Annotated in this window: 12 protein-coding genes; 7 read left to right on the top strand and 5 right to left on the bottom strand. The window is 45.5% G+C overall.

The features are described 5' to 3' along the window. The first annotated feature begins 6 nt into the window (after positions 1-6). Complete coding sequence (locus tag AC5O63_RS19145; protein ID WP_494505941.1) at positions 7-744, top strand: substrate-binding periplasmic protein; 738 nt, start codon at positions 7-9, stop codon at positions 742-744. Between the two features lie 36 nt (positions 745-780). Here the strand turns inward: AC5O63_RS19145 and AC5O63_RS19140 are convergent, their stop codons facing one another. From AC5O63_RS19140 to rapA, 3 genes are all read right to left on the bottom strand, one after another. Continuing rightward, the gene (locus AC5O63_RS19140; protein WP_494505940.1) at positions 781-1743 is read right to left on the bottom strand and encodes a D-2-hydroxyacid dehydrogenase; all 963 of its coding nucleotides are present in this window, start codon (positions 1741-1743) and stop codon (positions 781-783) included. 37 nt (positions 1744-1780) lie between these two features. After that, positions 1781-2518, bottom strand: coding sequence for a bifunctional tRNA pseudouridine(32) synthase/23S rRNA pseudouridine(746) synthase RluA (rluA, locus tag AC5O63_RS19135; protein ID WP_494505939.1), 738 nt, complete (start codon positions 2516-2518; stop codon positions 1781-1783). 62 nt (positions 2519-2580) lie between these two features. Then, entirely contained in the window at positions 2581-5490 is a 2910-nt protein-coding gene (gene rapA / locus AC5O63_RS19130) for an RNA polymerase-associated protein RapA (RefSeq protein WP_494505938.1), read from the bottom strand. 475 nt (positions 5491-5965) lie between these two features. Between rapA and AC5O63_RS19125 the strand changes: the two genes are divergently transcribed. The 5 genes from AC5O63_RS19125 (at position 5966) to AC5O63_RS19105 (ending at position 10653) form a co-directional block, all read left to right on the top strand. Further along, positions 5966-7342 carry a PhoH family protein gene (locus tag AC5O63_RS19125; RefSeq protein ID WP_272785748.1) on the top strand — a complete coding sequence of 459 codons (1377 nt, stop codon included), beginning with the start codon at positions 5966-5968 and terminating at the stop codon, positions 7340-7342. A 119-nt stretch (positions 7343-7461) separates the two neighbouring features. Beyond that, positions 7462-8466, top strand: coding sequence for an ornithine carbamoyltransferase (gene argF, locus AC5O63_RS19120; RefSeq protein ID WP_494505937.1), 1005 nt, complete (start codon positions 7462-7464; stop codon positions 8464-8466). A 251-nt stretch (positions 8467-8717) separates the two neighbouring features. Beyond that, positions 8718-9647 carry an aspartate carbamoyltransferase gene (pyrB, locus tag AC5O63_RS19115; protein WP_494505936.1) on the top strand — a complete coding sequence of 310 codons (930 nt, stop codon included), beginning with the start codon at positions 8718-8720 and terminating at the stop codon, positions 9645-9647. Between the two features lie 14 nt (positions 9648-9661). Continuing rightward, positions 9662-10123 (top strand): aspartate carbamoyltransferase regulatory subunit, encoded by a 462-nt coding sequence (gene pyrI, locus AC5O63_RS19110; protein WP_004747251.1) that lies wholly within the window; start codon positions 9662-9664, stop codon positions 10121-10123. 140 nt (positions 10124-10263) lie between these two features. After that, complete coding sequence (locus AC5O63_RS19105; RefSeq protein ID WP_004747250.1) at positions 10264-10653, top strand: RidA family protein; 390 nt, start codon at positions 10264-10266, stop codon at positions 10651-10653. Between the two features lie 62 nt (positions 10654-10715). Here AC5O63_RS19105 and AC5O63_RS19100 read toward each other — a convergent pair whose 3' ends face one another. Further along, the gene (locus tag AC5O63_RS19100) at positions 10716-10907 is read right to left on the bottom strand and encodes a hypothetical protein (RefSeq protein WP_004747248.1); all 192 of its coding nucleotides are present in this window, start codon (positions 10905-10907) and stop codon (positions 10716-10718) included. A 115-nt stretch (positions 10908-11022) separates the two neighbouring features. Continuing rightward, positions 11023-11955: a malate dehydrogenase gene (gene mdh, locus AC5O63_RS19095; protein WP_004747247.1), complete on the bottom strand. Its 933-nt coding sequence runs from the start codon at positions 11953-11955 to the stop codon at positions 11023-11025. Positions 11956-12288: 333 nt separating this feature from the next. Between mdh and argR the strand changes: the two genes are divergently transcribed. Further along, positions 12289-12759 carry a transcriptional regulator ArgR gene (gene argR / locus AC5O63_RS19090; RefSeq protein ID WP_004747246.1) on the top strand — a complete coding sequence of 157 codons (471 nt, stop codon included), beginning with the start codon at positions 12289-12291 and terminating at the stop codon, positions 12757-12759. Positions 12760-13073: the final 314 nt, after the last annotated feature.

The raw sequence follows: 13073 nt of genomic DNA, 5'->3' as shown, positions 1-13073 counted from the left end.
GCCTATATGCCGTACTACTTGCTATTATCAAGCGCTCTGCTTCTGCTGCTCTCTCCCTTTTCGTTTGCAAATGAACCTCCTAAAGTCATCAAAATTGCAGCTGGTAACTGGGCTCCCTTTATCGGCGAGAAGCTTGAAAACTACGGTTATGTTGGTCAAACCATCCAGCAAGTTTTTGCCAATAAGGGCTACCAGGTTGAGTTCCACTTTTACCCTTGGAAAAGAGCTTACAAAAAGGCGAGCGAAGGTGAGTACGTCGCGACTGCAGTTTGGATGTATGCCGAAGAGCGTACCGAATTTTTCATGTACAGCGATCCTGTAGCCCAAGAGCAGTTTGTCTTTTTTCATCTGCGCGAAAAGCCTTTCGATTGGCAAACTTTGGCTGACTTAGAAGGAAAGCTGCTTGGAGGCGGGCTGGGCTACAGTTATGGCGCTGAGCTCGATCAGTTGCTAGAGAGCCAATCCATCAAAATGAATCGAGTTGAAAGCCCAACCAAGGCCTTTCAACTACTTAAATATCGTCGAGTTGAACTTGTCCCTGAAGAGAAACATATTGGCATGTTCTCACTAAGTAAACTGCCGATAGAAACACAGCAGTTGATCACCTATAACCCAAAACCTTTCCTGACCAATGACAGCTATTTAATGTTTTCCAAAGCTCACCCTGAAGCGATGGCATTAATGGAGATATTTAATCAGGGCTTAGCAGAGTTAAAAGCTGCTAAGGGAGAACTAGAGAACTAGAGAACTAGAGAACTAGAGAACTAGAGAACTAGAGAACTAGACTACGCGGTTTTGCTCTCTGCCCTCAGTAAAGGCAACAATGTTATCGATCAGAATATCGGCAAGCTTTTGAATCGAAGAGTCACTGCCCCATGCTACATGCGGGGTAAGAAGTAAGTTCGGTAGGTGCATATTCGCAATCAAAGAGTTGGACTCATCCGCGGGCTCATCGGTAAACACGTCAAACCCAGCGCCTCTTATCACGCCATGCTTAAGTGCATCAATTAGTGCTTCTTCATCGACTAAGCCGCCACGTCCGGTATTGATAACAATACTTGAAGGTTTCATTGATGCTAGTTCTTGGCGACCAATAAGGTGTTTTGTCTGCTCGTTCAGTGGGCAATGTAAAGTCAGGACATCAGACACAGCTAGAACCTGCTCGAAAGGCAAATAGCCCTCACGACACTCTTTCGCTCCTTTGTGCTCTGCAAACAAGACGTGCATGCCCAATGCCTTAGCTAAGGCTGCTGTTGCTTGGCCTAGCGCACCGCCGCCAATCACACCCATTGTCGAGCCCGCCGTATCACTGATTGGGTGAGTAAAAAAGCAAAACTGTTTATTGCGCTGCCACTCTCCGGCAGCGATATCGTTGTGATAGCCTTTTAAGTTGCGCTTTAATGCGAACATCATTGCGATGACATGCTCTGGAACGGATTGTGTCGCATAACCTTGAACATTAGTCACCGCGATGCCGCGCTCTTTACAGCAATGCGTATCAACATTGTTGAAACCTGTAGCCGAGACAGCGACAAGCTTAAGGTTAGGTAACTGAGCTAAAACATCTCTATCCAAGACGACTTTATTAGTAATGACGATTTGGGCATCTTTGGCCCTCTCGATAACTAATTCTGGTGCGGTGAAGTCATACTCGATCCACTGATGATCGAAAGGTAGATGAGGCAATTCAATTTGAGTTGGGATCGTAGCACGATCCAGAAAAACAACGGTTGGCAGCGACATAAGATCTCCTTGCGCTGCCGAAACTATCCTTGAATTATTATGGGCGTGGCAGCAATTTGTAGTCTGGTAATTCTCGCACAAGTGAAAAATAGTTAAAGATCATCGCTTCTGCTTCAAGATAGAAATCACACGGTACAAAGCGAGTTTGCAATAACTCAGTTTCAGGATGATAAAAACTAAGTTCAGCGGCATGAAGTTCTAAGCGTGAAGAAAACTCAAAAGCCTCTCCTTGTGAGTAAAACTCATCACCGACGATCGGGTAGCCCAATGCCTGCATATGTACCCGAAGTTGATGGGAGCGACCTGTAATCGGTAGCAGCCTAACAATCGTGGTTTTCTCTTCGTGTTTGACCACCTGATACAAAGTTTTTGATGGTTTGCCGTGTTCAAAGCAAACTTTCTGCCTTGGGCGGTTTTCCCAGTCGCAGATCAAAGGCAGGTCAACCTCTCCCTCAGGCTGATCAACATGCCCCCAGACACGCGCGTAGTACACTTTATGCGTCAATCGATATTGAAACTGCTTCTTAAGCGAGCGTTCCGCTTGTTTATGTTTAGCCAACAGCATCAAGCCCGATGTATCCATATCAAGACGATGTACCACTTGGATCTCAGGGTAAAGTTCAACTAAACGCGACCACAAACTATCGTAATGTTCTGCTAAGCGACCCGGCACAGACAACAGCCCCGATGGTTTATTAGCCACCAAGATATGCTCATCTTCAAACACCACATCAACCCAAGGCTCTTGAGGTGGGTTGTATTCAGTCATTGCCATAATAACTATCCAATAAAAACCCAGCAGAATGCTGGGTTTAATACATACTTACTGTCTAATCACTAATTGTGACTGACAACTATCATACGTAACGAATCCAACTGATACTGAGCTTGGCCGATGTAGCCCGTAAGCTCTTTGATTTGCCCATCAATCGCTTCAATCTCTTCGTCACGAATGTTTGGGTTAACCGCTTTCAAAGCCTGTAGACGCTCTAGTTCACTGTTCAAGCTTGCTTGCATCTCTTGCTGAGCCTGATTACGTATCGCATCAACTTTTTCAACAATCAGCTTTTCGCCAGCTTCAACCAATTGGTGGACTTGCGCCTGAACCGAAGCGACTAGCTTAGTTGCAATATGACGACCCACTGGGCTTAGCTGACGGTTGAAGCTCTCGAACTCAACCTGTGAGGATAAGTCGTTACCTTTACCATCAAGCATAATGCGGATAGGTGTAGTCGGTAAGAAACGGCTAATACCACTGCGCTTAGGTGCCTGAGCATCAACTTTGTAGACAAGTTCTAATAGCATGGTACCAACAGGCAATGCTTTGTTCTTAAGTAGAGAAACTGCCGTTGTGCCCACACCTTCACTCATCAATAAGTCGATGCCACCCTGAATCATCGGGTGCTCCCAGCTGATAAAGTTCATATCTTCACGCGATAGGGCTGTTTCGCGGTCAAAGGTAATGGTGGCGCCTTCGTACGGTAAGCCAGGATAACTTGGCACTAGCATATGCTCAGATGGCGTCACAACGAGCGCGTTCTCACCTTTATCATCTTGGTCTAAACCAATCGTATCAAACAGGCTTAAAGCAAAAGTAACTAGGTTAGTATCACCATCGGTCGCTGCAATCTTATCGACAATCGCTTGTGCTTTTTCGCCACCATTTGAGTGCATCTCAAGCAGACGGTCACGACCTTGCTCAAGTTGCGCTTTAAGCTCTTTGTTCAGCGCTGAAGATTCTGCAATAACGTCATTAAGATCACTGGTATCACCGGATGCCAGCATCTCAATTAAACGCTCAGAGTACTTGTCGTAAACGGTACGTCCTGTTGGACACGTTTCCGCAAACGCATTGAGCCCCTCTTCGAACCAACGCGCCAAAATAGCCTGCGACGTCCCTTCTAAGTAAGGCACATGGATATCAATATCGCGGTTCTGACCAATACGGTCTAAGCGGCCAATACGTTGCTCAAGCAAGTCAGGATTAAAGGGCAAATCGAACATCACCAGTTGGTTAGCAAACTGGAAGTTACGACCTTCTGAACCGATTTCACTACAGATAAGAACCTGTGCGCCACCTTCTTCTTGTGCGAAGTAAGCCGCAGCTTTATCACGCTCAAGAATCGACATCCCTTCGTGGAAAACTGTTGCTCGAATGCCTTCACGTTCACGTAACGCTTGTTCAAGTTGCAATGCGGTACTTGCGCGAGAAGCGATCACCAAGATTTTCTCGCTGCGCTTCTCTTTAATCTTCTCTAGCAGCCAGTTCACACGACTATCAAACTGCCACCAGCTTGCATCATCGCCTTCGAACTCTTGGAAAATCTCCTCTGGGTAGAGATTCTTCAAAGCGCGAGCTTCAGGGCTAATCTTGCCACCAATCATGCCAGATACACGCATAGAGGTGGTGTACTGCTGCGGGATTGGCATTGGTAGTAGATGAACGTTACGCTGCGGAAAGCCTTTGATTGCCGCACGTGTGTTCCTAAACAGTACGCGACCTGTGCCGTGACGATCCATCAGATTGTCGATCAATTCCTGACGCGCGGCCGCTTTGGCTTCTTCATCTGAGTCGCTTTCGATGATACGGAACAGTGGCTCGACGTCCTGCTCTGAAAGCAATTCTGTAATTTGGTTCTTTGCTTCATTCTCTAGTGATTGGCCTGAGAACAAGGCACTCACGGAATCGGCAACTGGTGCGTATTGCTCTTCTTCTTTAACAAACTCTTGATAATCAAAGAAACGGTCTGAGTCTAATAGACGTAGACGGGCAAAGTGACTTTCACGACCTAGCTGCTCTGGTGTCGCAGTGAGCAGTAAAACACCTGGAGTACGCTCAGCTAATCCTTCGACCACTTGGTATTCACGACTAGGCTGTTCTGGGCTCCATTCAAGGTGGTGTGCTTCATCAACGACAAGGAGATCCCATTCACCTTCTAAAGCTTGCTCGAAACGCTTACGACTCTTACGTAAGAAATCAAGGGAACACAGCACATATTGCTGAGTATCAAAAGGGTTGTCAGAGTCGGCAAATGCTTCGATACAGCGTTCTTCATCAAAGATAGAGAAATGCAGATTAAAACGACGCATCATCTCAACCAACCATTGGTGCTGTAGTGTTTCTGGTACCACGATTAGGATACGCTCGGCACGACCTGCTAGCACTTGCTGGTGAATGATCATCCCCGCTTCAATAGTTTTACCTAGACCCACTTCGTCGGCTAATAGAACGCGAGGTGCATGGCGGCGACCGACCTCATGAGCAATATAAAGCTGATGAGGAATTAAGCCTGCACGCATACCACACAAGCCGCGCATTGGGCTTCTGTGCTGTTCATATTGGTTCATCAATGCACGATAACGAAGCACAAAGTTATCCATGCGGTCGATCTGACCGGCATACAGCTTATCTTGTGGCTTGTTAAAACGAATCTGGTTACTCAGCATAATTTCACGCAGAATGACACCTTCTTCACCGCTGTCTTCGCGTACACCAACATAGCTAAATAGCCCTTGGTCTTCGACCACTTGCTCAACTTTAAGAGACCATCCTTCTTGGCTATCAATTACATCGCCAACATTAAAGGTTACTCTGGTTACGGGCGCCTCATTTCGAGCGTAAACTCGGTTCTCTTCAGAAGCTGCAAACATTAGTGTCACAGTACGAGCATCCAATGCTACAACGGTTCCTAAACCTAGGTCGCTTTCCGTATCGCTGATCCAGCGCTGGCCCAAAGCAAATGTCATGAATCGACTACCTCATCTATTAATTCAAAAATGGGTCTATTTATTTTAGTAACTCTTACGCAACTTGAAAGGCAACTGACGAGGAAATAAAGGTGTCAGCCGTTGCGCAGAAAAAGGTCGCTAATCTTACTCGAAGCTGTGACATTGGTCACGTACAAAGGCCTCAAAAACCAACAATTTTTTGTCCAACATGAGGATGACATCAAAGTGTAAGAAATCAGTGGCACTTCTAAACAAGAGTGTTGAAAAACGTGCTTATACTTATTGATGAAAGTGCATCATTTAGCGTCAAGTTTCTCGCTGGCACGAGAGATGCATTTGATAGGATGACGATCAACACGGGTTTGCAGTTTTTGTAGTCAAACCATCAGCGTACTCTGATTGCCAGGCTACATTACTGCAAGCAACCGCAGGTAGACCACTTCATGCAAAAGTATGAGGGGTAAGCAAGCCGCAGCGCGGCAAGGAGACGCTTATGGGTGACACAGACCGGAAGCTTTTTGTCCTAGACACCAATATTCTGCTACACGAACCACTAGCCATCTACTCATTTCAAGAACACGATGTAGTCATCCCGATGACTGTCCTCGAAGAGCTCGACAGGATTAAAGACAGTAAACGCGACGTTGCTCGTGATGCCCGTGTGGCAATACGTGCACTCGAAGCCATGTTTAAAGACGCCACGCCAGACGAAATTTCGGAAGGCATTCCTATCAACAAAGACAAAGAAGCCACAGGTCATATCGCGATTCTGGCTGACTTTGAACTGCAAGAAACCGTTAAAGCCTTTGCCGATAAAGCCGGTGACAATCGCATTCTTAACGGAGTGCTATACCTACAAAATAAACGCGCTCCTCGTGAAGTCATTTTGGTCACCAAAGACATCAATATGCGCCTGCGCGCCAAAGGTGCAGGGGTTCGTTTTGTCGAAGATTATCGTACCGACCAACTGATTGATGATGTTCAGTATCTCACCAAGGGCTTTCAACAGATCGAAGGTGAGTTCTGGAGCAACATTGACAATGTAGAGAGCAAGAATCTCGCAGGCCGAACCTATCACACCTTAGATAGAGAGCCGTTCGAGCCCACTTATATCAATCAATATGTCATTGATGAAGAGAGTGATTTTGCCGGACGAGTTGAAGAGATCGAAGCGGATAAAATCACTATCAAGGATCTTAGCCGTGAACGTATGATGCATCGCCGAGCTTGGGATATCACACCGAAAAATATCTACCAAGGCATGGCTCTGGATGCTCTGCTCGATCCCGATATCGACTTAGTGATCTTAACTGGTGCCGCTGGTAGTGGTAAGACCCTACTCGCTATGGCCTCTGCCCTAGAGCAAACCATAGAGAAAGGTATTTTTGATAAGATCATTGTTACCCGCAACACACCTGATATTGGTGAAGCGATAGGTTTCTTACCCGGCAGTGAAGAGGAAAAAATGATGCCGTGGCTAGCGGCGGTGACCGATACCTTGGAGGCACTACATAAGAATGATCATTGTACTGAAGGCTCGCTTAAATACATCTGCGATAAAGCCAATATTCAGTTTAAGTCGATCAACTTTATGCGCGGACGCTCGATCCAAAATGCCTTTGTTCTGCTCGATGAATGTCAAAACCTGACTGCATCACAGATCAAAACCATCATCACTCGCTGTGGTGAAGGTACCAAGATCGTCTGTTCAGGTAACTTGGCTCAGATAGATTCACATTACCTAACCCCTGTAACATCGGGGCTGACTTACATGGTCGAACGCTTCAAAAACTTTGAAGGCAGTGCCAATATTCACCTTAACGGTGTGGTTCGCAGTCGCTTAGCAGAGTTTGCCGAAGAGAATTTATAATCACATTTGCCGAGATATAATTCATATCTCGGCACTTTATTAAAATAATTATTCACAAACAGTGGTTAAATATGATTAACTAAGGCCTTAGAAATGAATGAACATTCAAGGACTGGAGCATGGCTTTTAATCTACGTAACCGAAACTTTCTTAAGCTACTCGATTTCTCCCCTAAAGAGATCCAGTTTTTACTCGATCTATCGGCTGACTTAAAAAAGGCCAAATACGCTGGGACTGAGCAAAAAAAACTGGTCGGCAAAAATATCGCTTTGATCTTCGAGAAAGCCTCTACGCGTACACGCTGTGCTTTTGAAGTTGCGGCATTTGATCAAGGAGCACAGGTCTCTTATATCGGCCCATCGGGTTCGCAAATCGGACATAAAGAGTCAATGAAAGACACTGCGCGTGTTTTAGGTCGTATGTACGATGGAATAGAGTATCGCGGCTTCGGTCAGCCTATCGTTGAAGAACTTGGCGCTCATGCTGGCGTGCCCGTATGGAATGGCCTCACCGATGAATTCCACCCAACCCAGATCCTAGCCGATTTCCTCACTATGCTTGAACACGGTCGTGGCAAGCAACTGCATGAGATTAAATTCGCCTACTTAGGTGATGCGCGCAATAACATGGGCAACTCATTGTTAGTCGGTGCCGCTAAAATGGGAATGGACATTCGCCTCGTCGCACCGAAAGATTTTTGGCCAGAGCAAGAGCTAGTTTCAGAATGCCAAACAATTGCTGAACATACTGGAGCAAAAATCACCCTTACTGAAAATGTAGAAGAAGGCGTCAAAGGTTGTGATTACCTCTATACCGATGTTTGGGTCTCAATGGGCGAAGCGCCGGAAGCTTGGGATGAGCGTGTCGCCAAAATGACCCCTTATCAAGTCAACATGGATGTGATTGCAAAGACAGGTAACCCGCAAGTGAAATTCATGCACTGCTTACCTGCCTTCCACAATGACGAGACCGTCATAGGTAAACAGGTCGCGGATAAATACGGCATGAATGGCCTAGAAGTCACAGAAGAGGTGTTTGAGTCAGAGCACTCTATTGTTTTCGACGAGGCAGAGAATCGCATGCATACGATTAAAGCTGTGATGGTTGCCACACTTGGTGCTTAAGAGGCCGAGCTAAACGACACTAAAACCCTCGATGTAATCGCTTGCGTTAACAAATCTTCAGCGTATAATGCTCGGCAATTTGTCTGGAGGTAGTAAAAACAATGCCACGTAATTCGTGCTCTACAAAGCGTCTTACACTGGGTAAGCCAACGTGCTTATCTGGGCTGTTTTTTTCTATTTCCACCGATTTCTAAAGCCTCCCGTAATGGGGGGCTTTTTTGTGCCTAAAATTCATGACTGGGAAGATGATTATGACAAACACGCTTTATAACAAGCATATTATCTCAATTCCTGAGCTTTCTCGTGAAGAGCTGGAATTGATTGTCAAAACGGCGGGAGAATTAAAAGCAAATCCGCAGCCAGAGCTGATTAAAAACAAGGTCGTTGCAAGCTGCTTCTTTGAGCCATCTACCCGTACCCGTTTATCTTTCGAAACTGCGATTCAACGCATCGGTGGTGATGTGATTGGCTTCGATAACGGCGGCAACACTTCTCTGGCGAAAAAAGGGGAAACGCTCGCAGACTCAGTACAAGTTATCTCATCTTATGTTGATGCATTTGTAATGCGCCACCCTCAAGAAGGTGCTGCGCGACTGGCATCTGAGTTCTCTAATGGTGTGCCAGTAATCAACGGTGGCGACGGCGCTAACCAGCACCCAACCCAAACGCTACTCGACTTATTCTCTATCGCAGAAACGCAAGGTCGTCTTGATAACCTCAATGTTGCTTTCGTTGGTGACCTGAAATATGGCCGCACCGTTCACTCTCTGACTCAGGCGTTGGCGAAATTTAATAATGTTCGCTTCTTCTTTATCGCGCCAGAAGCACTCGCAATGCCAGATTACATTTGTGAAGAGCTAGATGAGTCTGGTATCGAATACAGCCTACACACGGATATGGAGAGTGTGATTCCACAACTAGACGTACTGTATATGACTCGCGTCCAAAAAGAGCGCTTCGACGAATCTGAATATGCGCATATTAAGTCTGCGTACATCCTAAATGCAGCTCTACTAAAAAATGCGCGTGAGAACTTGAAAGTCCTTCACCCGCTGCCACGTGTTGACGAAATTACGGTTGATGTCGATAAAACACCACACGCTTACTACTTTGAACAAGCCGAAAATGGCGTTTACGCACGTCAAGCTCTACTCGCCCTTGTCCTAAACGAAACACTGTAATCGAGGTAATCACCATGACTAAAGAAACTCAATTGCAGGTTGAAGCAATTAAAAACGGCACTGTTATCGACCACATCCCGGCACAGATTGGTATCAAGGTGCTTAAGCTGTTTTCAATGCATAAGTCGCAGCAGCGTGTCACTGTTGGCTTGAACTTGCCTTCATCAGCACTGGGGCACAAAGATCTACTTAAGATTGAAAACGTGTTTATTAGCGAAGAGCAAGCAAGCAAACTAGCCTTGTATGCCCCGCATGCAACGGTCAATCAGATCGAAGACTACCAAGTGGTAAAGAAACTGCCTCTTGAGTTACCAGAGCAAGTTAACAACGTGTTTGAATGCCCAAACACTAACTGTATTACTCATGGTGAGCCGGTAGAAAGCAGCTTTAAGGTGTTTGAGAAGAAAGAAGATATTCGTTTGAAATGTAAATACTGCGAGAAAGTCTTCTCACGTGAAATCGTCACTGAGCGTTAAACCTACTCGAGTTACTCAATAAGCATAAATTAACTCTCCTCGCTCGATTTGGGCGAGGATTTTTACTTTACCCAACCGCTATTTCGCGGCACACTGAATCCCCTAAATTCTGTTCACCCCTTAATAGATGGAACATAATAATGACTAAAGTACTTCACACAGAATCAGCTCCAGCAGCAATCGGCCCATACGTACAAGGTGTTGACCTAGGCAACATGGTACTGACTTCTGGCCAAATCCCAGTAAACCCAGCTACTGGTGAAGTATCTGCAGATATCGCAGAGCAAGCACGTCAATCTCTAGACAACGTGAAAGCAGTCGTAGAAGCGTCTGGCCTGTCTGTTACAGATATCGTAAAAATGACGGTTTTCGTTAAAGACCTAAACGACTTCGGTACTGTAAACGAAGTTTACGGCAAGTTCTTTGATGAGCACAATGTGGCAAACTACCCAGCACGTTCATGTGTTGAAGTCGCTCGTCTACCTAAAGATGTGGGTATCGAAATCGAAGCGATTGCAGTACGCAAATAAGCTTTCGCTATAGATTGAAAAAGCGAGCTGATTAGCTCGCTTTTTTGATAGTGCTTTCAGCGCTAGTAGTACTTGTCGCACCCCTGATGAAGTTGAGGGTCTTCCATCAAATCCTTGATATCTACCTCGAATTTTTGGTGAGAATTCCGCTCTTCAATCACCACGGCTCCATGTTCCTGATCGACTTCAAGAACAGTTCCGATCCCTTGCTGACACTCAACCAGCATGCCTTTCTCGATTTGACTGATCTCCATTGCGCACTCCTTGGATAGAGTCTATTGCCTCTCATTAAGTGTACATCTCGATGGGCAAAAAGGATCAAAAAAGCCGACTTAGAAAAGTCGGCTCTCAAATTAAGCTTGGTTTTGATTACTTAACGAAATCAACACCTGTTTGGATATCGCCGTTTAGTGTTTCTAGCATGCCATCTAGTGCAGACTTTTCAAAGTCACTTAGCTCACCGTAGCTTAGTACTTCTTCAACACCTTCTTTACCTAGCTTCACTGGCTGAGCGAAGAATGGTGCGTGCTCACCGTCACCTTCAACGTAAGCGTACTCAATCACGTCTTCACCTTGAAGTGCTTTAACAAGAGCAAGACCGAAACGACAAGCCGCTTGGCCCATAGATAGTGTTGCACTACCACCGCCAGCTTTCGCTTCAACAACTTCAGTGCCCGCGTTTTGAATGCGCTTAGTCAGTGCTGCAACTTCTTCATCAGTAAACTCAACACCTTCAACTTGTGAAAGTAGAGGCAGGATAGTTACACCTGAGTGGCCACCGATAACAGGAACGCGAACGTCACCTGGATCTTTGTCTTTTAGGTCAGCAACGAAAGTTTCAGAACGAATAACGTCTAGAGTAGTTACACCGAATAGACGACGCTTGTCATAAACACCCGCTTGCTTAAGAACTTCAGCAGCAATTGGCACAGTCGTGTTTACAGGGTTAGTGATGATTCCTACTAACGCTTTAGGACATACATCGGCAATTCTTTGCGCAAGAGATTTAACGATACCCGCATTCACATTGAACAGATCAGCGCGATCCATACCTGGTTTACGAGCAACACCCGCAGAGATAAGTACAACGTCAGCACCTTCTAGTGCTGGTGTTGGATCTTCACCTGCGTAACCTTTGATTGATACTGGCGTTGGGATGTGGCTTAGATCAGCAGCAACACCTGGAGTCACAGGTGCGATGTCATACAGTGCTAGATCTGAACCAGCTGGAAGACGGTTTTTTAGTAAAAGGGCTAGGGCTTGACCGATGCCACCAGCGGCACCAATAACGGCTACTTTCATCGTAGTTCTCCTTGAGACGATTCTCTTATATATGTTTTGTAGAGCGATTTGTAATCAACTAGGTCAAACTATAGTAATCACAACCTGATTACAATCAATTAACGTCAGCTTTGCGACCTTGCGCAATCCGACAAAAACGTGCCACACACAAGGGCGCCATTATGATCTCCTTCGCCAGTAATGACAAAGGTTTAAGCAAGATTTCTGTCAATAATTTCTGCCAGATTTACAGTGATATGCTAGACAGAAATCAGGCTTCACATTGGCACTATTTGCATAGCTATGCGAGAATATTCACTTGCTTTTTATAAAAACCAACATAGAAAGAGAACCATGCGCCATTCTGAAAAACAAGATAACCTCGTTCGCGCTTTCAAAGCCCTGCTAAAAGAAGAACGTTTTGGCTCCCAAGGCGATATTGTGGAAGCTCTTAAAAACGAAGGGTTTGAGAACATCAACCAATCGAAAGTATCACGCATGCTGACCAAGTTCGGTGCGGTACGTACTCGCAACGCAAAAATGGAGATGGTTTACTGTCTTCCTGCTGAGTTGGGCGTGCCAACTGTTTCGAGCTCACTTCGTGAACTTGTATTAGACATCGACCACAACAACGCGTTAGTCGTGATTCATACCGGCCCGGGTGCTGCGCAGCTAATCGCACGTCTGCTCGACTCACTGGGTAAGGCGGAAGGCATTTTAGGTGTGGTTGCCGGTGACGATACCATCTTCATCACCCCGACTCTGTCGATCACCACAGAGCAGCTATTTGCTTCGGTTTGTGACCTATTTGAGTACACAGGTTAGTTTCATATAAAACGGCAGAATACAAATCACGCCGCCAAATTCGCGGCGTGATTGAGATCACATCTTAAAAAAATCATACCTTAGTCAAACCATCATTATAACTCAATGATTTTAAAGAACTTTAACCTCGAAACATTCCAACCATATTAGGTTAATAATCAGGTTTATTGTCTATATTCTTTAACATCCGTGTAATTATTTGCCAATTTTTTGCTATTATTCAGCCACTTTTTCAACATACGGATTGAAAAAGATGCCGTTTCCAGTAATAGGAAACGCCCAAAGCAACTACACTTGCTAGGGGTTAATAATGA

The organism is Vibrio sp. SCP2, assembly GCF_059295395.1.
This window is presented reverse-complemented; position numbering and strand designations above follow the sequence as displayed.

Bases quoted from the DNA above. Each gene is read 5' to 3' on its own strand.
- AC5O63_RS19145 (WP_494505941.1), top strand. From the start codon at position 7: ATGCCGTACTACTTGCTATTATCAAGCGCTCTGCTTCTGCTGCTCTCT.
- AC5O63_RS19140 (WP_494505940.1), bottom strand. From the start codon at position 1,743: ATGTCGCTGCCAACCGTTGTTTTTCTGGATCGTGCTACGATCCCAACT.
- rluA (WP_494505939.1), bottom strand. From the start codon at position 2,518: ATGGCAATGACTGAATACAACCCACCTCAAGAGCCTTGGGTTGATGTG.
- rapA (WP_494505938.1), bottom strand. From the start codon at position 5,490: ATGACATTTGCTTTGGGCCAGCGCTGGATCAGCGATACGGAAAGCGAC.
- AC5O63_RS19125 (WP_272785748.1), top strand. From the start codon at position 5,966: ATGGGTGACACAGACCGGAAGCTTTTTGTCCTAGACACCAATATTCTG.
- argF (WP_494505937.1), top strand. From the start codon at position 7,462: ATGGCTTTTAATCTACGTAACCGAAACTTTCTTAAGCTACTCGATTTC.
- pyrB (WP_494505936.1), top strand. From the start codon at position 8,718: ATGACAAACACGCTTTATAACAAGCATATTATCTCAATTCCTGAGCTT.
- pyrI (WP_004747251.1), top strand. From the start codon at position 9,662: ATGACTAAAGAAACTCAATTGCAGGTTGAAGCAATTAAAAACGGCACT.
- AC5O63_RS19105 (WP_004747250.1), top strand. From the start codon at position 10,264: ATGACTAAAGTACTTCACACAGAATCAGCTCCAGCAGCAATCGGCCCA.
- AC5O63_RS19100 (WP_004747248.1), bottom strand. From the start codon at position 10,907: ATGGAGATCAGTCAAATCGAGAAAGGCATGCTGGTTGAGTGTCAGCAA.
- mdh (WP_004747247.1), bottom strand. From the start codon at position 11,955: ATGAAAGTAGCCGTTATTGGTGCCGCTGGTGGCATCGGTCAAGCCCTA.
- argR (WP_004747246.1), top strand. From the start codon at position 12,289: ATGCGCCATTCTGAAAAACAAGATAACCTCGTTCGCGCTTTCAAAGCC.